The organism is Streptomyces sp. GbtcB7 (assembly GCF_019091445.1).
In the GTDB taxonomy this organism is placed as follows: Bacteria; Actinomycetota; Actinomycetes; order Streptomycetales; family Streptomycetaceae; genus Streptomyces; species Streptomyces mirabilis.
The window spans coordinates 194,150-212,155 of the sequence record NZ_JAGXJM010000021.1; the positions used below are offsets into that span (position 1 = coordinate 194,150).

Sequence of the window (18,006 nt, forward strand, 5' to 3'; positions counted from 1 at the left end):
CGGATTTACGATGGGCCCCATGCCGGAGAGCAGTGGTGTGCGAGAAGTGAAGTCGGCGGCCCGCACGGTCGCGCTGCTGGAACTGCTCGCCGGGCGGGGCGACCGGCCGGCCCGGCTGGACGAACTCGCCGCGCAACTGGGGGTGCCGCGCAGCAGCATGTACCAGTTGCTGCAGACCCTCGTCGACCGCGGCTGGGTGCGCGCCGACACCACCGGTTCGCTGTACGGCATAGGGATCCGTGCCCTGCTCACCGGCACCAGCTATCTCGACAGCGACCGGCACGTACGGGTGGTCCGCCCCTACCTCGACGAAGCCTCGGACGCGCTCGGGGAGACCATTCACCTGGCCCGCCTCGACGGCGCCGACGTCGTCTATCTCGCGACCCGCGAGTCCCACGAGTACGCGCGCACCCTCAGCCGGGTCGGCCGCCGGGTCCCGGCGCACGCCGGCGCCCTCGGCAAGGCCCTGCTCGCCGAGCGTCCGGACAGCGAACTGTCCCTTCCGGCACAGCCGTTGACCGCTCTCACCGAGAACACGCACACCGAGTCGGCCACCCTGCTCGCGGACCTCGCGGAGGTACGGGAGCGCGGCTACTCCATCGACCGCGAGGAGACGGTGCCCGGCATCGCGGGCTTCGGCTTCGCCCTGCGTTACGACACGCCGGCCGTCGACGCGATCAGCTGCTCGGTTCCGGTGGCCCGGCTCACCGAGGAGCACGAGGCCCGTATCGTCGCCGTCATGCGGGAGATGAGGATGAAGCTCGAGTCCCTGCTGTCGCCCGCCTCGGGCGCTCCCGACTGGCGTTGACCGGTTCGCCGGCGACGGTTTCGGCGGAACGGCCGGTCCGGCACCCGCCGCAGTTGTTACCGTCAATCATGGACACGACGTTGTACGGCCCCGGGGCCTGGGAGGGGCCGACGCGCCACTACGGTCCGATACGACGGGTCGCGGTCGTTTCCGACGTCCACGCGAACGTGCCTGCGTTGACCGCGGTCCTGGCGGAGATCGAGGAGGTCGGCGTCGATCTGGTGGTCTCGTGCGGAGACCTGACCTGGGGCGCCGAACCCGACCGTACGGTGGAGCTGATGGCCGGGCTGCCGCGGGCCCTGTTCGTCCGGGGCAACGGGGAGCGCGCCGTCGTGGACATTCACCGCGGGGTCCGTCGGCCCAGCACCGAGCGTGAGGCGTGGGTGCCGCGGCAGCACTCGGACGCGAGTGTCGCGTTCGTCGCCGGGATCCCCTTCAGCGTCGTCGTGGACGTCGTCGGGCTGGGACCCGTGCGGTTCTGCCACGGATCGCCGCGCGGCGACACGGAGTTGGTCACACCCGCCACGCCCGCCGAGCGTTTCGCGGAACTGGCCGCGGACGTCGAGGAGGCGGTGATCGTCACCGGGCACACGCACCTCCAGTTCGACCGCACCGTCGCCGCACGGCGCAGCATCAACCCGGGCAGCGTCGGGCTCCCCTTCCACGAGGGCCCGCCGGGTACCGCCTTCTGGGCCCTGCTCGGACCGGACGTCGAGCTGAGGCAGACCTCGTACGACGTCGACGCGGCCCGTGCCGCCGGGCCCCGCACGGGCGACCCCGCCGCCGAACGCATCACCGCCCTGCTGAACGCCCCGCCCACGCCTGCCGAGATCACCGCGGACGCGGAGGCGCGGGTCTTCTCCGACTAGCGTCCGTCTTCGAACGGATCTCGCCCAGGGCAGGAATGAGGCGAGAGAGACCGCTGCTCCGTAGGAGGTGGCGGCCGGCGCCAGTCCGGTTCAACGACGAGCGGCCAGGGTCTCCTCCACCCACTGCCTCAGCGTCGGCGCGGGCGCCGCTCCCGTCTTGCGTGCGATCACCTCTCCCTTGTCGAGCAGCAGGAGCGTCGGTACGGCCTGCACCTGGAACCGCTGGGCGAGCCGCGGGTTCTGGTCGATGTCGACCTTGACCAGCTTGACCCGCCCGGCGAGTTCGTGGGCGACCTGCTCCAGCGCGGGGCTGACCATCCGGCAGGGCCCGCACCAGGTGGCCCACAGGTCGACGACGACGTACGGCTTCGCCTGTGCGGCGACCTCCGCGAAGTCGGCGTCGCCGGCGTCGGCGATCCACGCGAGCGGGGACGCGCAGTTCCCGCAGCGCGGCGTGCCGTCGGCCGCCGCCGGCACCCGGTTCTTGCGACCGCAGTGGTCGCAGACGACCGTCGTGCTCGTGCCCGTACTCGTGGTCACCGCACTCACGCGGCTTTCCGCACGTCCGGTGCGGCCTGTCCGCCGTAGGTGACGACGAGTTCGCCGTTCTGGGCGTCGACGCGGATCGTCGTGCCGTCCTGCACGTCACCGCGGATCAGCGCCCGGCCGACCATCGTCTCGACCTCGTGCGAGATGTACCGGCGCAGCGGCCGGGCTCCGTACACGGGGTCGAAGCCCTGCTCGGCGATGAGTTCGCGGGCGGTGTCGGTGAGCTCGACCGTGATCTGCCGTTCGGCCAGCCGTCGGCGCAGGTCGTCGAACTGCAGCTCCACGATCCGCTCGATCTGCGTCATGCCCAGCGGCTTGAACAGCACGATGTCGTCGACGCGGTTGAGGAACTCGGGCCGGAAGTGGCTCCGCAGATCGCTCATCACCAGCGCCCGTGCGTCGGATTTGATCTCGCCGTCGGCGGTCACCCCGTCCAGCAGGTGGGCCGAGCCGATGTTGGAGGTCATGATGATCACGGTGTTGCGGAAGTCGACGGTGCGGCCCTGGGAGTCGGTGACGCGGCCGTCGTCGAGCACCTGCAGCAGGATGTTGAAGACGTCGGGGTGGGCCTTCTCGATCTCGTCGAACAGGACCACGGAGTACGGCTTGCGGCGCACCGCCTCGGTGAGCTGGCCGCCCTCCTCGTAGCCGACGTATCCGGGAGGCGCTCCCACCAGCCTGCTGACGGTGTGCCGTTCCTGGTACTCGCTCATGTCCAGGCGGACGATGCTCTCCTCCGAGTCGAAGAGCGCCGCGGCGAGCGCCTTGGCCAGCTCGGTCTTCCCGACGCCGGTGGGGCCGAGGAAGATGAACGAGCCGATCGGCCGGCGCGGGTCCCGGATCCCGGAGCGGGCCCGGATGATCGCGTCGGTGACCAGCTTGACCGCCTCGTCCTGGCCGATCACCCGCTCGGTGAGGATCTCGTCGAGGCGCAGCAGCTTCTCGCGCTCGCCCTCCTGGAGGCGGGTGACGGGGATGCCGGTCCAGGCGGCGACGATCTCCGCGATCTCGTCCTCGGTGACGACCTCGCGCAGCAGCCGGTTCTCGCCCTGCTTGGCGGCGAGCGCCTCCTCCTCCGCCGTGAGGCGGCGTTCGAGTTCGGTGAGCTTGCCGTAGCGCAGTTCGGCGGCCCGGTTGAGGTCGTAGCTGCGTTCGGCCTCCTCGGCCTCCTGCCGGACCTGTTCCAGTTCCTGGCGCAGCTCCTGCACCCGGCGGATGGCCTGGCGTTCGGCCTCCCACTGGGCGTGCATGGCGTCGGCCTCGGCGCGCAGGTCGGCCAGTTCGCGGCGCAGCTCGTCGAGTCGCTTCTGGCTGGCGGCGTCGGTCTCCTTGGCGAGCGCCGCGTCCTCGATCTCCAGACGGGTCACCCGGCGGGTGATCTCGTCCAGTTCGGCGGGCATGGAGTCGATCTCGGTACGCAGCCGCGCGCACGCCTCGTCGACCAGGTCGATGGCCTTGTCCGGCAGGAACCGGTCGGAGATGTAGCGGTGGCTGAGGGTCGCCGCCGCGACCAGCGCGGTGTCCTGGATCTTCACACCGTGGAAGACCTCCAGTCGCTCGCGCAGTCCGCGCAGGATGGAGATGGTGTCCTCGACGCTCGGCTCGTCCACCTGCACCTGCTGGAAGCGGCGTTCGAGGGCCGCGTCGGACTCGACGTACTTGCGGTACTCGTCGAGGGTGGTGGCGCCGATCATGTGCAGCTCGCCGCGTGCCAGCATGGGCTTGAGCATGTTCCCGGCGTCCATCGCGCCCTCGGCACCGCCGCCCGCGCCGACGACCGTGTGCAGTTCGTCGATGAAGAGCAGGATGCGCCCCTCGCCCGCCTTGACCTCGCTCAGTACGGCCTGCAGCCGTTCCTCGAACTCGCCGCGGTACTTGGCGCCCGCCACCAGCGAACTCATGTCGAGCGAGAAGATCGTCCGGTCGCGCAGCCCGTCGGGCACGTCGCCCCGCACGATGCGCTGGGCGAGCCCCTCCACGATGGCGGTCTTGCCGACACCCGGGTCACCGATGAGGACGGGGTTGTTCTTCGTCTTGCGGCTCAGGATCTGGATGACCCGGCGGATCTCCGCGTCCCGGCCGATCACCGGGTCCATCCTGCCGCTGCGTGCCTCGGCGACCAGATCACGGCCGTACTTCTCCAGTGCCTCGTACGCCGCTTCGGGCGTCGCCGAGGTGACGCGCTGGTTGCCGCGGATCCGGGTGAGCGCGGACAGGAACCCGTCCTTGGTGACGCCGTACTCCTTGAGCAGCCGGCCGGAGGCCGTGCGAGACCCCTCGTCGGCGAGTGCCAGCACCAGGTGCTCGACGGACACGTACTCGTCCTTGAGCCGCTTGGCCTCCTGCGCGGCCAAGTCCAGTACCCTCGCCAGCCGTTGGGTGACGTACACCTGCCCGGGCGTGGCACCGGGGCCCGTCACCTTCGGCCTGCGGGCCAACTCCTCGTTCAGCGCGGTGCGCAGGCCCCGGGTGTCGGCGCCCGACTGGTCGATCAGCCGCGGTATCAGGCCGTCGGGCTGGTCGAGCAGGGCGAGGAGCAGATGCTCGCCGTCGACCTCGGTCTGGTTCAGCCGGCCGGCGATGGTCTGCGCTTCCTGGAGCGCCTCCTGGGACTTCTGGGTGAGCCGGTTCATATCCACGATTCATCACTCCTGGAGCCGGCGTTGCTGCGCCTCAGAGCGTCCTCCAACTCACTGATCCGGTCGAGCAGATCGAGCACCAGACCCAGGGAGGCGTAGTTGAGGGGGAGCGCGGCCCGTAGTCGTTGGATGCGGGCGAGGGTGGCGGGAGCGGACGGCTCGAACCACAGTCGCCCGGTGGCGTCCCGGGTGGCGTCGACGAGGCCAAGGGTGACGAACCGGCGTACGAGATCCGGATGGAGACCGGAACGGGTGGCGACGGCGTCGAGACCGAGCCGATGGGCCGGTCCGAGCGGGGCGGCGCGGACCACGATGTTCAGGGTCGCCCGGGGTACCGGGGTGGCGGTACGGCGGTGCGCACCGCCGGGACGGGGGGCTGTGGTCATCGGGGCCTCCTCGGGTCGAAGGCGGACGCGGCGGCCAGTTCCTCGAAGAGCTCACGCTCACGGGCGGTCGGCTCGGGCGGCACCATGATGCGGACCTCCGCGTACAGGTTGCCGTCCTCACCGCGCGGGTTGGGCATGCCCTCGCCGCGCAGCCGCAGCCGGCGGCCGCTGGAGGAGCCCGGGGGGACGGTGACCTTGGCCGTGCCGCCGGGGGTGGACACCGGCACGGTCGCGCCGAGTGCCGCCTCCCACGGTGTCACCGGGAGGACCACGTGGATGTCGCGGCCCTCCAGCCGGAACCGCCCGTCGGGCTTGATCCGCACGCGCAGATACAGGTCGCCCGGCGGGGCGTCGGGGCTGCCCCTGCCGCCTTCTCCGGCCAGCCGGATGCGCTGCCCGTCCACCACCCCGCGCGGGATGTTGACGTCGTAGGTGCGCTGCCCCGTGGGGCCGCCCAGGGTGATGCCGCGCTTGCCGCCCCGGTAGGCCTCTTCGACGCCGAGCTGGATCTCGGCCTCCTGGTCGGCGCCCGGCACCGGACCCCAGCCGCCCCCCGCCCCCGCGCCCCCGCCGCGTCCGAAGATCCCGCCGAACAGGTCCTCGAAGTCGACGCCGGAGCCGTCGAAGTCGACACCGTCCGCAGTACGGAAGCGCACCCCACGTCCGCCGCCTCCTCCGGCCCCTCCGACGCCCGCGCTCCAGCCGCCCCGGGCACCCGCTCCCGCGGCCACCCGCTCGTCGTAGTCCTCCGGGACCTGCCGGAAGTTCTCACCGAAGCGGTCGTAGCGCTGCCTGGTCTTGGGGTCGGACAGCACGCTGTACGCGTCGTTGATCTCCTTGAAGCGCTCCTCGGCTCCCGGGTGCTTGTTGACGTCGGGGTGGTGTTTGCGCGCCAGCTTGCGGAAGGCCTGCTGGATCTCCTCCGCGCTCGCGGTGCGCGGCACCCCGAGCACGTCGTAGTAGTCCCGTGCCATGGGGCGTCACTCCTGCCGCTTGCTGACCACGACGAAGGCGGGACGCAACTGCTTCCCGTCGGCCCCGTAGCCCGGGCTCACCACCTGGGCCACGGTGTTCGGCTCGGCGTCGGGGGTGTCGACGACTCCGACGACCTCGTGCCGGGTCGGGTCGAAGGGCACCCCGGTCTCCTCGTAGCGGGGATACCCGAGGCCGCGCAGCACCTCGACCGCCTGGTCGCGTACGGTTTCGACGCCCTTCAGCACGGCGGAGGGGTCGGAGTCGGAGTGGGCCAGCGCCCGTTCCAGGTTGTCGAGGACGGGCAGCCAGGCCCCGGCGGTGCGGGCGCGCTCCTCGGCCCGCACGCGTTCCAGTTCCTTCGCGTGACGCTTACGGAGGTTGTCCAGGTCGGCGAGCGCGCGGCGCCAGCGGTCGCGCATCTCGTCGAGGGCGGCGGTCTGTTCGTCCGCCTCCGGCACCTGCGAGGACGAGGGGGTCTCGCCCGGCTGTTCCGGGGGCGTCATCGGCTCCTGCTCGGTGGCCATGACCGCTCCTCAGCTCTTGTCGAATTCCGCGTCGATCACGTCGTCGCCGGCTGTTGCCGAGGCGCTCGCGGTGTCCCCCGTCCCGGTTCCGGTTCCGGCCTGGGCCTGTGCGGCCGCACCGGCCTGGTACTGGGCGAGCGACGCCAGCACCTGCTGCAGCTCGGAGGTCAGCGGCCTGGCCTTGTCCGGCGAGGCCTCCTGTTGGACCGCCTCACGGGCATCGGCGACGAGCATGTCCGCCCGGGCCCGCTCGTGCGAGGGCACCGCTTCACCCAGCTCGTTCAGCCGGCGCTCCACCTGGTAGGCCACGGCGTCCAGTTCGTTGCGGGCGTCCACGGCGTCGCGCAGCGCCTGGTCCTCGCCGCGGTGCTGCTCGGCCTCCTGGACCATCCGCTCCACCTCGCGCTGGTCGAGGTTGGAGCCCTCGCTGATGGTGATGGTCTGTTCCTTGCCGGTGTCCTTGTCCCGTGCGGTGACGTTCAGGATCCCGTTGGCGTCGATGTCGAAGACGACCTCGACCTGCGGCTCGCCGCGCGGTGCCGGGCGGATGTCCTTCAGCTGGAAGCGGCCCAGTACCCGGTTGTCGGCGGCCATCTCGCGCTCGCCCTGCAGGACGACGACGTCCACGGCCTCCTGGTTGTCCTCCGCGGTGGAGAAGGTCTCCGAGCGGCGGACCGGGATCGTGGTGTTCCGGTCGATGATCTTCGTCATCACACCGCCGCGGGTCTCCACGCCCAGCGACAGCGGGGTCACGTCGAGCAGCAGGACGTCCTTGACCTCGCCCTTGAGCACGCCCGCCTGGATCGCGGCGCCCAGCGCCACGACCTCGTCGGGGTTGACGCTCATGTTCGGGTCCTTGCCACCGGTGAGCCGGCGGACCAGGCTCTGCACGGCCGGGATGCGGGTCGAGCCGCCCACGAGGATGACCTCGTCGATGTCGTTCGCGCTGGTCTTCGCGTCGGCCATCGCCTGCTTGACCGGTTCCATGGTCCGCTCGACCAGGTCGGTGGTGATCTTCTCGAACGTGGAGCGCATGATCGTCTCGGTCAGGTGCTTGGGGCCGGCGGCGTCCGCGGTGATGAACGGCAGGCTGACCTGCGTCTGCGTGACCGAGCTCAGCTCCGTCTTGGCCTTCTCCGCGGCTTCGAACAGCCGTTGCAGCGCCTGCGGGTCCTTGCGCAGGTCGATCCCGTTCTCCTTCTGGAAGCCGTCCGCGAGCAGGTCGACGAGGCGACGGTCGAAGTCGTCGCCGCCGAGGTGGCTGTCGCCCGCCGTCGAGCGCACTTCCACGACCCCGTCACCGACGTCCAGGATGCTCACGTCGAAGGTGCCGCCACCGAGGTCGAAGACGAGCACCGTCTCGTGCTGCTTCTTCTCCATGCCGTACGCCAGTGCCGCCGCCGTCGGCTCGTTGATGATCCGCAGCACTTCGAGCCCCGCGATGCGCCCCGCGTCCTTGGTCGCCTGGCGCTGGGCGTCGTTGAAGTACGCGGGCACGGTGATGACGGCCTCGGTGACCTTCTCGCCCAGCTGCTTGCCGGCGTCGTCGGCGAGCTTGCGCAGCACCAGCGCGCTGATCTCCTCCGGCGCGTACAGCTTGTCGCGCACCTTGAAGCGCGCGACTCCGCCCTCGCCCTCGACGACGTCGTACGCCACCGCCTTGGCCTCGTCGGATATCTCGTCGAAGTGCCGGCCGATGAACCGCTTGGCCGAGTAGATGGTGCCCTTGGGATTGAGGATCGCCTGGCGCCTGGCGAGCTGACCCACCAGCCGTTCGCCGCTGTCGGTGAAGGCGACGATGGAGGGCGTGGTGCGCGAGCCCTCGGCATTGGGTATGACGGTCGCTTCACCGCCCTCCCACACGGCGATCACCGAGTTGGTGGTGCCCAGGTCGATTCCGACTGCCTTGCCCATGAGGAACTCCTTCGCCTGCCACCCCCGGCGTCCGCGCGTCTCCGGTGGCGGCGGTTGTCTTCAGGTGAGGTCGCGTGTCCGCGGGCGTCAGCGGGCGGACACGGGTCGTGGGTTCCGTCCTTGCCAGGGTGTTACGGGACGAAGGGCGACGCCTGCTCCCGTCGGGGCGAAATTCGGCCCCTCCTCTGCCCCTGGGAGTGCAGGAGGCCACGCGGCATGCGCCACCCCCAGGGGTGCCCGGCGCAAGAAGCGACTAAACGGGGCGAAAGCTAGTATTACGGCATGTCTGGCACGGCCGACGACGCGACCAGTGCGGCGCACCGGAGCATCGCACCACGCGGCCTCGGCAGCCGGGCGCCGACCACCGCACTGACCGGCTGGGGGCGCAAGCAGTCGGCGAGCCTGTACGACGTGTTCGTCCTGGCCGTGACCATGCTCGACGGCCGCCCGGTGGACGAGATCCTCCAGTTGGCCATGGACGAGGTGCCACGCCTCCTCGACTGCTGGCCCGAGGGCTGCTACATGCTCAGGGACGGCCGCTTCGAGCTCGAGGCCACGCCCAGCACGCGGGCCCTCGGCGGCCGGGCACCGCGCGATCTGACCGACCCGGTCGAACAGCTGACCGCGCTGGAAGGGGAGGACGGCGCCGTCCACTTCCGCGAGGGCGGCTGGGGCTGGGCCGTGGGCCTGCGCAGCTCCGGCGGGCTGCTCGGCTACCTGCTGGTCAGCGCCGGGAAACCGCCTCCCGACGAGGACCGCTTCCTCGTCTACGCCCTTGCCCAGCCGACCGGCGCCGCGCTCTACAACGCCGAAGCCCGCCGCCGCGACCGCGAGTACGCCCGACAGCTGTTCCGGGCGATCGAGGAGCGGGACGCGGTCAACGAACGACTCACCGCGCTGGTGGCGGAACTGGAGGAGCAGCGCACCGTGCACGACGTCCTCGCCCGGACCTCCCTCACCGACGAGGGGGAGCACGGCATCGCCGCTGCCGTGTACGAGTTGACCGGCCTCGCCACCCGTGTCGAGGACCGCTTCGGAAACCTCCTCGCCCGCGCGGGGCCGGTCCCGCCCGAGCCCGACACCAAGCCCGGTCCGCTCCAGCGCGAGCAACTCATGCACGACGCGATGCGCGAGCTCGGTCCGATCCGCCACGAGGGACGCCTCATCGGACTGGCCCGCCACCACGGGGAGCCTCTCGGCAGCATCGAGCTGATCGACCCCGACGGCACGGCGGGCGAGGCCGAAAAGTTCGCTCTTGAACACGCGTGCACGGCGCTGTCCCTGGAACTGGCCCACCGCCGCAGTCTGGCGGAGGCCGAACTGCGCCTGCGCCGGGAACTTGTGGACGATCTGCTCACCGGCGCCGACGCCGGCGGCGCGTACGCCAGGGCCGAGGCCGTCGGCCACGACCTGCACGGACCGCACCACGTCACGGTCGCACAGTGGCGGGGAACGGCCGCCGACGACCGCTTCCTGGGAGCGGTGGGACGTGCCGCGCAGGGACGGGGCCTGCGGTCGCTGCTGGCCCGACGAGGCGACATGGCGGTGCTCGTGGTCCGGGGCGAGCCGCGCGACTCGGGTCTGTACCAGGCCCTCGCCGACGAAGTGGGCTCCCCGCACGGCGCGGTGGGCATCGGCAGCCTGTGCGAGGCGGTGGCGGACATCCCGCGCTCCTTCGACCAGGCCGTCCGCGCGCTCGCCGTACGCCGCCAGTCCCACCCCGCGGACGGCACCACGACCTGCGAGGAACTCGGCCTCTACCGCATCCTGGCCCGGGACAAGGACGCGGGAGACGTCACCGACTTCGTCCGCGAATGGCTCGGCGCGCTCCTCGACTACGACGACGCCCACGGCACCGACCTGGTGCACACCCTCACCCGGTACTTCGACCACGGCGGCAACTACGACGAGACGGCGCAGGCCCTCGCCGTGCACCGCAGCACGCTCCGCTACCGTCTGCAGCGCATCAGAGAGGTCAGCGGCCGTCGGCTCGACGAGGTGGACAGCCGCTTCAACCTCCAGGTCGCCACCCGGATCTGGAAAGTCAGCGGCCCCGCGCTCTGACCGGCTCCGTCGCCCCGCTCACTCGAACCGGGAGGGATCGCCCGCTCCTCGTCGTACGATCTCGGGCTCGCCCTGCGAGAAGTCGATGACGGTCGTCGGCTCGACGCCGCAGTCGCCGGAGTCGAGGACCGCGTCCACCACGTGGTCGAGTTCCTCCTTGATCTCCCAGCCCTGGGTCAGCGGCTTCTCCTGATCGGGGAGGAGCAGGGTGCTCGACAGCAGGGGCTCGCCGAGCTCGGCGAGGAGCGCCCGGGCGACGACATGGTCGGGAATCCGGACACCGACCGTCTTCTTCTTCGGGTGCAGCAGCCTGCGAGGTGCCTCCTTCGTCGCCGGGAGGATGAAGGTGTAACTACCCGGAGTCGAGGCCTTGATCGCACGGAACACCGCGTTGTCCAGGCGTACGAAGTGGGCCAGCTGCGCGAAGTCCTGGCACATCAGGGTGAAGTGGTGCCGGTCGTCCAGCCGGCGGATCGAACGGATCCGGTCGAGTCCGTCCCGGTTGCCCAGCTGAGCCCCGAGGGCGAAGCAGGAGTCGGTCGGATAGGCGACGAGCCCTCCGCCGCGGATGATGTCCGCCACCTGGCTGAGAGTGCGCTGCTGGGGGTTCTCGGGGTGCACGTCGAAGTACTTGGCCATGCGCCGAGCTTAGATCGGCGGCGTCGGGGACCTGTCGATTCGCCCCATGGCCATTCGTTCGGTCGACCCTGAGGCCTCGCACCCCTGGTACCAACCAGGTACCATCCCTGTATGCCATCACTGAACGTGACCTTCACGGAAGAGGAGCTCGAGGGAGTGCGTGCGGCCGCCGCGGCCGACGGCAAGAGCCTCAAGCAGTATCTGCACGACCTCGGTGTCCGGGAGATGCAGCGCAGGCAGTTCGTCGCAGGCGCCACGGCCTGGGCCGACCGGCTGCGCGGCGAGTTCGACGACGCGTTCCCCGACGAGGTGCCGCCCGCCGAGCGCCGGGACGGATCCGCGGCCGCCTGATGCACCTGACCATCGATGTCGCCTGGCTGCTCGACGTCCAGGAGGCCGCCCTCGCCCGCGAGGACATGTCCGTGTCGGACTACTCCGCGCTCGTCGCGGCCGTCGCCCGGCACAAGACCAAGCTGCCCACGCTCGCCGCGGCCGACCCGGACGCGGCCTGGCGCGCCGCAGCGCTGATGCACACCATCGTGCGCCTGGAGCCGCTGCCGCACCGCAACAGCCTGTTCGCGGCGTTCGTCGCCGCCCAGTACATGGACCAGTCGGGCGAAGGAATCGACCCGCCCTACGGAGCGCTGTCCGACCTCGTCCGCAAGATCCGCGACACCCGCGTCGGCGTCCCCGCAGTCGCCGACCAACTGCGCTCCTGGAAGGTCTGAGAGGGCGCCCCGGAGTCGTCATCGCAGGCAGGCGTGAGAGTGCGCGCCCCGATATCGGGACCCATACTTTTTGAACGGCCCTTTTCGAACGGCCGGAATGTCCCTTCGGCCGAAGGGGACAGTCGCCTGAATTCCCGGTTGTTCCGAGCTGGACACGGCGCTGCCGCCGCTCTGGACGCTCTGCGAGCAAGTACAGGACGACTCGATCGGAAAGACTCATGCGAGCAACTCTGATTTACGGTGCCGGTGACGTGCGTGTGGAGGAGGTTCCCGACCCGAAGATCCAGCGGCCCACGGACGCGGTCGTACGCGTGCTGCGGTCGTGCATCTGCGGCAGCGACCTGTGGCCGTACGGGTCGCGCCCGCCCTCCGAGCAGGGCGACCGCATCGGCCACGAGTTCCTGGGTGTCGTCGAGGACATCGGCGCGGAGGTGTCCGGACTGAGGACCGGAGACCTGGTGGTGGCCCCCTTCGTCTATTCGGACAACACCTGCGACTTCTGTCTCGAGGGCCTGCACACCTCGTGCCGGCACGGGGGCTTCTGGGCCACGGACGGGGTGGACGGCGGCCAGGGAGAGGCGGTGCGGGTACCGCAGGCCCAGGGCACGCTGGTGAAGCTGCCCGTCGGCGAGGACTCCGCCCTGCTGCCGTCGCTGCTGACCCTGTCGGACGTGTTCTGCACCGGCCACCACTGCGCGGTGACGGCGGGCGTCACCCCGCGGACGACCGTGGCCGTGGTCGGTGACGGAGCGGTCGGGCTGTCGGCGGTGCTGTCCGCGAAGCGGCTCGGCGCCGAGCGGATCATCCTGATGGGGCGGCACAAGGACCGCACCGATCTCGGCCGCGACTTCGGTGCCACCGACATCGTCGCCGAACGCGGTGAGGAAGGCGTCGCGCGCGTGCGCGAGCTGACCGGCGGCGACGGTACGCACACGGTGCTGGAGTGCGTCGGTACGCTGCCCGCCCTTGAGATGGCGCTGGGCGTGGTGCGCGCGGGCGGCACGGTCAGCAGGGTGGGCGCCCCGCAGTACGACCAGGCGCCACTGGGCTTCGAAGTGTTCATGAACAACATCACCCTCACCGGCGGTGTGGCTCCGGCCCGCGCCTACATCGAGGAACTCCTCCCCGACGTCCTCGAGGGGAAGATCGAACCCGGGCGCGTCTTCGATCGCACGGTCAGCGTCGACGAGGTACCCGACGGCTATCGCGCGATGGCCGCCCGGGAGGCACTGAAGGTACTCGTCCAGCCCTGAACACGGCGCCGACCGAACCGCCCGTCCGAGGAGGCCTCGGGCTCCCGGACGCGCCGGGGGCCCCGCACCGCTGCTCCCGCGGTACAGCCCACTGGTGGTGCGCCCCACTCCGGCGCCCCCGTGACCTGCGCGACAGCCCCGTGGGGGCCCTGCCACGCCCCTGAACACCGCTCCCCTGAACATCACGGTCTGCCGGGATGCGGGCCGGGCGAGCAGGCTGGATGCTCGTTGAAGATCCCATGTCCCGGGAGCATCCCATGCCCGTCCCCGTCACTCCGGCCCGGCGGCCTGTCGGCGATCCCCCGGGGCAAGCCCTCCCGAGTCCCGCGCCGACGCCGGCGGCGGCCGTCCCCGGCTTCTTCGTGATCACCCCCGACGCGCTGGTCGTCAACGTCGCGCCGGCCCTCGATCCGATGCGACTGGTGCCACGCGGCGGAGCGCACGCCTGGTCAGACTTCGGCGCCCACCCGGCTGCCGACCACCCCATCAACTTCACCCCCCACTGGAGAACCGGTGCTTACCGTCCCCGCATACGCCGCCACTTCGGCGACCGAACCGCTCGCGCCGACCACCGTCGAGCGCCGTGACGTCGGCCCGCACGACGTCCTCATCGACATCAAGTACTGCGGCATCTGCCACTCCGACATCCACAACGTCCGCAGCGAGTGGGGCCCGGCGACCTACCCCCTGGTCCCCGGCCACGAGATCGCCGGCATCGTCACCCAGGTCGGTTCCGAGGTCACCCGGCACGCCGTGGGCGACCGGGTCGGCGTCGGCTGCATGGTCAACTCCTGCCGTGAGTGCGTGCCCTGTCTGCGGGGCGAGGAGCAGTACTGCCTCAAGGGCAACACCCTCACCTACGGCTCGATCGACGCCGACGGCACCCTGACCCAGGGCGGCTATTCCACCCACGTCGTGGTCAACGACGACTTCGTCGTCACCATCCCCGAGGGCCTCGGCCTCGACGAGGCCGCCCCGCTGCTGTGCGCGGGCATCACCACGTACTCCCCGCTGCGCCGCTGGGGCGCGGGCCCCGGCAAGAAGGTCGCCGTCATCGGTCTCGGCGGACTCGGTCACATGGCCGTCAAGATCGCACACGCGATGGGCGCCGAGGTCACCGTCCTGTCGCAGTCGCTGAAGAAGATGGACGACGGCCTACGGCTGGGCGCCGACCACTACTACGCCACCAGCGACCCGGCCACCTTCGAGCAGCTCGCCGGCACCTTCGACGTCATCCTCAACACGGTCAGCGCCAAGCTCGACCTCGACACCTTCCTCGGCCTGCTCGCCGTGGGCGGCACGATGGTCAACGTCGGCGCTCCCGCGGAGCCGCTGTCGCTGAACGTGTTCTCGCTGATCATGCAGGGCCGCGTGTACGCGGGATCGCTGATCGGCGGCATCCGCGAGACGCAGGAGATGCTCGACTTCTGCGCCGAGCACGGCATCGGAGCCGAGGTCGAGATCATCCCGGCCGAGAAGATCAACGAGGCGTACGAGCGTGTCCTGGCCTCGGACGTGCGCTACCGCTTCGTGATCGACACCGCGACCCTGGCCTGATCCGCCGCGGCACCGTCCGCCCGAGACCACCCCGTACGAGGCGCGCCCCCGAGCCCTCGTACGGGGTGCTGCCGCACGTGCCGAGGTCACCCGAGGGGCACCTGAGAAGAGGGCCGCTAGCCGGCCGCGGGCCGACCCGCCCCCGCCCGGCGCGCGGACTGCTCTCTGGCCTTCCCGGCCGCGTCGAGCAGGAACATCGCGTCGTATTCCGGGGTGCCGGGCGGGGCGTGGTACGCGACCAGGCGGTGGCCGTCGGTGCCCTCCAGCGTCATGGACTGGTAGCCGAAGGTGACGTCGCCGACCCGGGGGTGGTGGAAGGTCTTGCGGCCCGAGGAATGGCCCTTCACGTCGTACGCCTCCCACAGGCGCGCGAACTCCGGGCTCTTGAGCAGGAGTTCGTCGACGAGGTCGGCGAGGTCCGGGGCGTCGGGGTCGGTGCCGGCGAGGGTGCGCAGCCGGGCGACGCAGCCGCGGATCTGGTTCTCCCAGTCGTCGAAGAGCGCGCGGGCGGCGGGGTGGAGGAAGACGTAGCGCACGATGTTGCGCTGCTTCTCGGGCCAGTCCTCCAGCCCGGCCATCAGGCGCAGGCCGCCCGGATTGGCGGCGATCATGTCCATGGTGCGGCTGACCACGTGCGCGGGATGGGGCCGCATGCTCTTTAGCAGCAGCTCGACACCGGGATCCACCGAGCCGCTGGGATGCCCGGAGCCGCCGGGCGCCGGTGACAGCTCCGGGACGGTGCGCGCGGCGCGCGCGGCGAGGTCGCGCAGATGCTCGCGCTCGGTCCCGTCCAGCCGGAGGGCGGCGGCGAGGGCGTCGACGACGGACGGGCTCGGATTGGTCTCCTTGCCCCGCTCCAGACGCGTGTAGTAGTCGATGCTGACCCCCGCCAGCGTGGCCAGCTCCTCGCGGCGCAGTCCGGGCGTGCGGCGCAGCCCGGGGCCCTCCGGTAGACCGACGTCGGCGGGCGTCACCCGGGCGCGGCGGGCGCGCAGGAAGTGCCCCAGTCCCGTGCCGCCCTTGCCACCTGTGCTGCCGCTGTGCTGCTCACGTGCCATGCGATCCAGTGTGGCGGTGCCGTGACCTGGTCGGCAGCCGCGTGGGGGCCCTGCCACACCCCCGAACACACCCAGGCGCGCGGCAGGAACCCGATGGGTGGGCCGCCCACCCCACGGAAGTGACCCGCGCGGCCCGAGTCCCTGTCAGGCGGTGGTTTCGGGGCGGTCCGGCAGCGACCAGTGGGTGTGGAAGGAGCCCTCACGGTCGGTGCGCCGGTAGGTGTGGGCGCCGAAGTAGTCGCGCTGCCCCTGGAGGAGGGCGGCGGGCAGGCGGTCGGCGCGCAGGGTGTCGTAGTGCGCGAGCGCGGCGGAGAACGCGGGGACGGGGATGCCACGCCGGGCGGCGGAGGCGACGATCTCCCGCCAGGGCACCTGGGCGTCGCTGATCTCCTGGGCGAAACCGTCCTCGGCGAGCAGGCTGACGAGGTCGGGGTCGGTGGCGTAGGCGGCGCGGATGCGGTCGAGGAAGGAGGCGCGGATGATGCAGCCGCCGCGCCAGATGCGCGCGACCGAGCCGAGGTCGATCTTCCAGCCGTACTCGGCGGCGGCGTCCAGGATCATCTTCCAGCCCTGGTCGTAGGCGATGACCTTCGAGGCGTACAGGGCGTGTTCGACCTGGGCGGTGAAGCGTGCGGCCTCGGTGCGGCTGAGTGGGGGAGTCGTGCCGCCGGGCAGCCCTCGGTAGGCGGCGCGCAGGTCGCTCTGGCCGGAGGCGGCGCGGGCGAAGGTGGCCTGGGCGATGGCGGTGACCGGGGAGGCCAGGTCGAGGGCGGTCTGCACGGTCCAGCGGCCGGTGCCCTTCTGCCCGGCGGCGTCATCGACGATGTCGACGAACGCGCCACCGGTGTGCGGGTCGGTGTGGGCGAGGACCTCGGCGGTGATCTCGACCAGATAGGAGCCGAGGCGGCCCTCGTTCCAGGTGCGGAAGACGTCGGCGATCTCGGCGGGGCTGTACCCGGCGACCTGGCGCAGCAGGTCGTAGGCCTCGGCGATGAGCTGCATGTCGGCGTATTCGATGCCGTTGTGGACCATCTTGACGAAGTGTCCGGCGCCGTCGGTGCCGATGTGGGTGGCGCAGGGTTCGCCGTCGACCTTGGCGCTGATGCTCTCGAACATCGGGCCGAGGACGGCGTACGACTCCGCCGAGCCGCCGGGCATGATGCTCGGCCCGTTGAGAGCGCCCTCCTCACCCCCGGAGATGCCCGCGCCGACGAAGTGCAGGCCGCGTTCGCGCAGCGCGGCCTCGCGGCGGCGGGTGTCGGCGAAGTGGGCGTTGCCGCCGTCGATGATCATGTCGCCGTTCTCGAGGAGCGGGGCGAACTCTTCGATGACGGCGTCGGTGGCGGCGCCCGCCTGCACCATGATCATGAGGCGGCGGGGGCGGGCGAGCGCGGCCACGAACTCCTCGGCCGTCTCGGCCGGGACGAAGGAGCCCTCGTGGCCGAACTCGTCCACCAGCGCGCGGGTGCGGCCGGCGGAGCGGTTGTGGACGGCGACGGTGTAACCGTTCCGGGCGAAGTTACGGGCCAGGTTGCGGCCCATCACTCCGAGGCCGGTGACGCCGATGGAAGCGGATGCGTTCATGAGGCTGCCTGTTCTTCGAATGTCGGCCATGTCAGGGGCGGGGCGACCCCATGACCATGGGTACGGGCCGACGGCCCGGTCTTCTCGATGTCGCGGCGGCCAATCTTGATCAGGTTCCCGGAGGCCGTCGTGGGGGCGCGGTCCACGCGGCCGAAGCCGGTGCCGGTGCCGGTGCCCAGGCCGGGGTCGAGCCGCCCCTCGTCGCTCCTGCGGGCAGCCAACTCCTCGACGTGTCGGCAGAGTTCGGCAACGACGTCGCGGGGAGGGAGAGGGAGGGGGCCGTACCGCTCATGCGGAGTGCTTCGCCCAGGCGGCGGCCCGCAGCGTGTTCTCCATCAGCAGGGCGATCGTCATCGGTCCGACGCCGCCCGGCACGGGAGTGGGGCGGGCGGCGAGGTCGGCCCCCTCGCTCCGCCCGGCCTCGCCGGTGGGGCCCGGGTCGGTCCTGGGGGTGCCGCC

General features: G+C 71.2%; 17 protein-coding genes and 1 pseudogene. 7 read left to right on the forward strand and 11 right to left on the reverse strand.

What is annotated here, in order from left to right:
- Positions 1-19: 19 nt before the first annotated feature.
- Entirely contained in the window at positions 20-808 is a 789-nt protein-coding gene (locus tag KVT44_RS31525) for an IclR family transcriptional regulator (RefSeq protein WP_217570432.1), read from the forward strand.
- A 68-nt stretch (positions 809-876) separates the two neighbouring features.
- Entirely contained in the window at positions 877-1,677 is an 801-nt protein-coding gene (locus KVT44_RS31530; protein ID WP_217570433.1) for a metallophosphoesterase, read from the forward strand.
- 90 nt (positions 1,678-1,767) lie between these two features.
- Here KVT44_RS31530 and trxA read toward each other — a convergent pair whose 3' ends face one another.
- From trxA to dnaK, 6 genes are read right to left on the reverse strand one after another with little or no spacing between them, the layout of a single operon-like run.
- Positions 1,768-2,226, reverse strand: coding sequence for a thioredoxin (gene trxA / locus KVT44_RS31535; protein ID WP_229889227.1), 459 nt, complete (start codon positions 2,224-2,226; stop codon positions 1,768-1,770).
- Entirely contained in the window at positions 2,223-4,865 is a 2,643-nt protein-coding gene (clpB, locus tag KVT44_RS31540; protein WP_217570434.1) for an ATP-dependent chaperone ClpB, read from the reverse strand. The genes trxA and clpB overlap by 4 nt, the downstream gene beginning before the upstream one ends.
- The gene (locus KVT44_RS31545; protein ID WP_190171748.1) at positions 4,856-5,251 is read right to left on the reverse strand and encodes a chaperone modulator CbpM; all 396 of its coding nucleotides are present in this window, start codon (positions 5,249-5,251) and stop codon (positions 4,856-4,858) included. The genes clpB and KVT44_RS31545 overlap by 10 nt, the downstream gene beginning before the upstream one ends.
- Complete coding sequence (locus KVT44_RS31550) at positions 5,248-6,225, reverse strand: DnaJ C-terminal domain-containing protein (protein WP_217570435.1); 978 nt, start codon at positions 6,223-6,225, stop codon at positions 5,248-5,250. The genes KVT44_RS31545 and KVT44_RS31550 overlap by 4 nt, the downstream gene beginning before the upstream one ends.
- Before the next feature lie 6 nt (positions 6,226-6,231).
- Positions 6,232-6,729 (reverse strand): nucleotide exchange factor GrpE, encoded by a 498-nt coding sequence (locus tag KVT44_RS31555; RefSeq protein WP_254650145.1) that lies wholly within the window; start codon positions 6,727-6,729, stop codon positions 6,232-6,234.
- 30 nt (positions 6,730-6,759) lie between these two features.
- Positions 6,760-8,664, reverse strand: a complete 1,905-nt coding sequence (dnaK, locus tag KVT44_RS31560) for a molecular chaperone DnaK (protein ID WP_217570437.1) — start codon at positions 8,662-8,664, stop codon at positions 6,760-6,762.
- A 282-nt stretch (positions 8,665-8,946) separates the two neighbouring features.
- Between dnaK and KVT44_RS31565 the strand changes: the two genes are divergently transcribed.
- Positions 8,947-10,728, forward strand: a complete 1,782-nt coding sequence (locus tag KVT44_RS31565) for a CdaR family transcriptional regulator (RefSeq protein ID WP_217570438.1) — start codon at positions 8,947-8,949, stop codon at positions 10,726-10,728.
- Positions 10,729-10,746: 18 nt separating this feature from the next.
- On the opposite strand, the gene KVT44_RS31570 is transcribed toward KVT44_RS31565, so the two are convergent.
- A complete protein-coding gene (locus KVT44_RS31570; protein WP_060900152.1) occupies positions 10,747-11,367 on the reverse strand; it encodes an L-threonylcarbamoyladenylate synthase in 621 nt (206 codons plus the stop codon).
- 111 nt (positions 11,368-11,478) lie between these two features.
- On the opposite strand from KVT44_RS31570, the gene KVT44_RS31575 reads away from it, so the two are divergent.
- From KVT44_RS31575 to KVT44_RS31590, 4 genes are all read left to right on the forward strand, one after another.
- The gene (locus tag KVT44_RS31575) at positions 11,479-11,718 is read left to right on the forward strand and encodes a hypothetical protein (RefSeq protein ID WP_067374823.1); all 240 of its coding nucleotides are present in this window, start codon (positions 11,479-11,481) and stop codon (positions 11,716-11,718) included.
- Entirely contained in the window at positions 11,718-12,095 is a 378-nt protein-coding gene (locus KVT44_RS31580) for a hypothetical protein (RefSeq protein ID WP_054229421.1), read from the forward strand. The genes KVT44_RS31575 and KVT44_RS31580 overlap by 1 nt, the downstream gene beginning before the upstream one ends.
- 218 nt (positions 12,096-12,313) lie before the next feature.
- On the forward strand, positions 12,314-13,348 hold the full coding sequence (locus KVT44_RS31585) for a zinc-dependent alcohol dehydrogenase family protein (protein ID WP_099924774.1): 1,035 nt from the start codon (positions 12,314-12,316) through the stop codon (positions 13,346-13,348).
- Positions 13,349-13,861: 513 nt separating this feature from the next.
- Complete coding sequence (locus KVT44_RS31590; protein WP_075029444.1) at positions 13,862-14,905, forward strand: NAD(P)-dependent alcohol dehydrogenase; 1,044 nt, start codon at positions 13,862-13,864, stop codon at positions 14,903-14,905.
- Positions 14,906-15,021: 116 nt separating this feature from the next.
- On the opposite strand, the gene KVT44_RS31595 is transcribed toward KVT44_RS31590, so the two are convergent.
- The 4 genes and pseudogenes from KVT44_RS31595 to KVT44_RS31610 all read right to left on the reverse strand — a co-directional run.
- Positions 15,022-15,963, reverse strand: coding sequence for a helix-turn-helix transcriptional regulator (locus tag KVT44_RS31595; protein ID WP_217570439.1), 942 nt, complete (start codon positions 15,961-15,963; stop codon positions 15,022-15,024).
- A gap of 144 nt (positions 15,964-16,107) precedes the next feature.
- On the reverse strand, positions 16,108-17,547 hold the full coding sequence (gene gndA, locus KVT44_RS31600) for an NADP-dependent phosphogluconate dehydrogenase (RefSeq protein ID WP_217570441.1): 1,440 nt from the start codon (positions 17,545-17,547) through the stop codon (positions 16,108-16,110).
- Positions 17,544-17,768, reverse strand: a complete 225-nt coding sequence (locus KVT44_RS31605) for a hypothetical protein (protein ID WP_217570443.1) — start codon at positions 17,766-17,768, stop codon at positions 17,544-17,546. Before KVT44_RS31605 ends, gndA begins: the two co-directional genes overlap by 4 nt.
- A 67-nt stretch (positions 17,769-17,835) precedes the next feature.
- Positions 17,836-18,006: pseudogene (locus KVT44_RS31610) on the reverse strand (bifunctional 5,10-methylene-tetrahydrofolate dehydrogenase/5,10-methylene-tetrahydrofolate cyclohydrolase); the annotation flags it as partial.

What these genes read in the sequence shown, in the direction of transcription:
- KVT44_RS31525 (WP_217570432.1), top strand. Translation starts at nt 20, where the DNA reads ATGCCGGAGAGCAGTGGTGTGCGAGAAGTGAAGTCGGCGGCCCGCACG.
- KVT44_RS31530 (WP_217570433.1), top strand. Translation starts at nt 877, where the DNA reads ATGGACACGACGTTGTACGGCCCCGGGGCCTGGGAGGGGCCGACGCGC.
- KVT44_RS31545 (WP_190171748.1), bottom strand. Translation starts at nt 5,251, where the DNA reads ATGACCACAGCCCCCCGTCCCGGCGGTGCGCACCGCCGTACCGCCACC.
- KVT44_RS31550 (WP_217570435.1), bottom strand. Translation starts at nt 6,225, where the DNA reads ATGGCACGGGACTACTACGACGTGCTCGGGGTGCCGCGCACCGCGAGC.
- KVT44_RS31555 (WP_254650145.1), bottom strand. Translation starts at nt 6,729, where the DNA reads ATGACGCCCCCGGAACAGCCGGGCGAGACCCCCTCGTCCTCGCAGGTG.
- dnaK (WP_217570437.1), bottom strand. Translation starts at nt 8,664, where the DNA reads ATGGGCAAGGCAGTCGGAATCGACCTGGGCACCACCAACTCGGTGATC.
- KVT44_RS31565 (WP_217570438.1), top strand. Translation starts at nt 8,947, where the DNA reads ATGTCTGGCACGGCCGACGACGCGACCAGTGCGGCGCACCGGAGCATC.
- KVT44_RS31570 (WP_060900152.1), bottom strand. Translation starts at nt 11,367, where the DNA reads ATGGCCAAGTACTTCGACGTGCACCCCGAGAACCCCCAGCAGCGCACT.
- KVT44_RS31575 (WP_067374823.1), top strand. Translation starts at nt 11,479, where the DNA reads ATGCCATCACTGAACGTGACCTTCACGGAAGAGGAGCTCGAGGGAGTG.
- KVT44_RS31580 (WP_054229421.1), top strand. Translation starts at nt 11,718, where the DNA reads ATGCACCTGACCATCGATGTCGCCTGGCTGCTCGACGTCCAGGAGGCC.
- KVT44_RS31585 (WP_099924774.1), top strand. Translation starts at nt 12,314, where the DNA reads ATGCGAGCAACTCTGATTTACGGTGCCGGTGACGTGCGTGTGGAGGAG.
- KVT44_RS31595 (WP_217570439.1), bottom strand. Translation starts at nt 15,963, where the DNA reads ATGGCACGTGAGCAGCACAGCGGCAGCACAGGTGGCAAGGGCGGCACG.
- gndA (WP_217570441.1), bottom strand. Translation starts at nt 17,547, where the DNA reads ATGAACGCATCCGCTTCCATCGGCGTCACCGGCCTCGGAGTGATGGGC.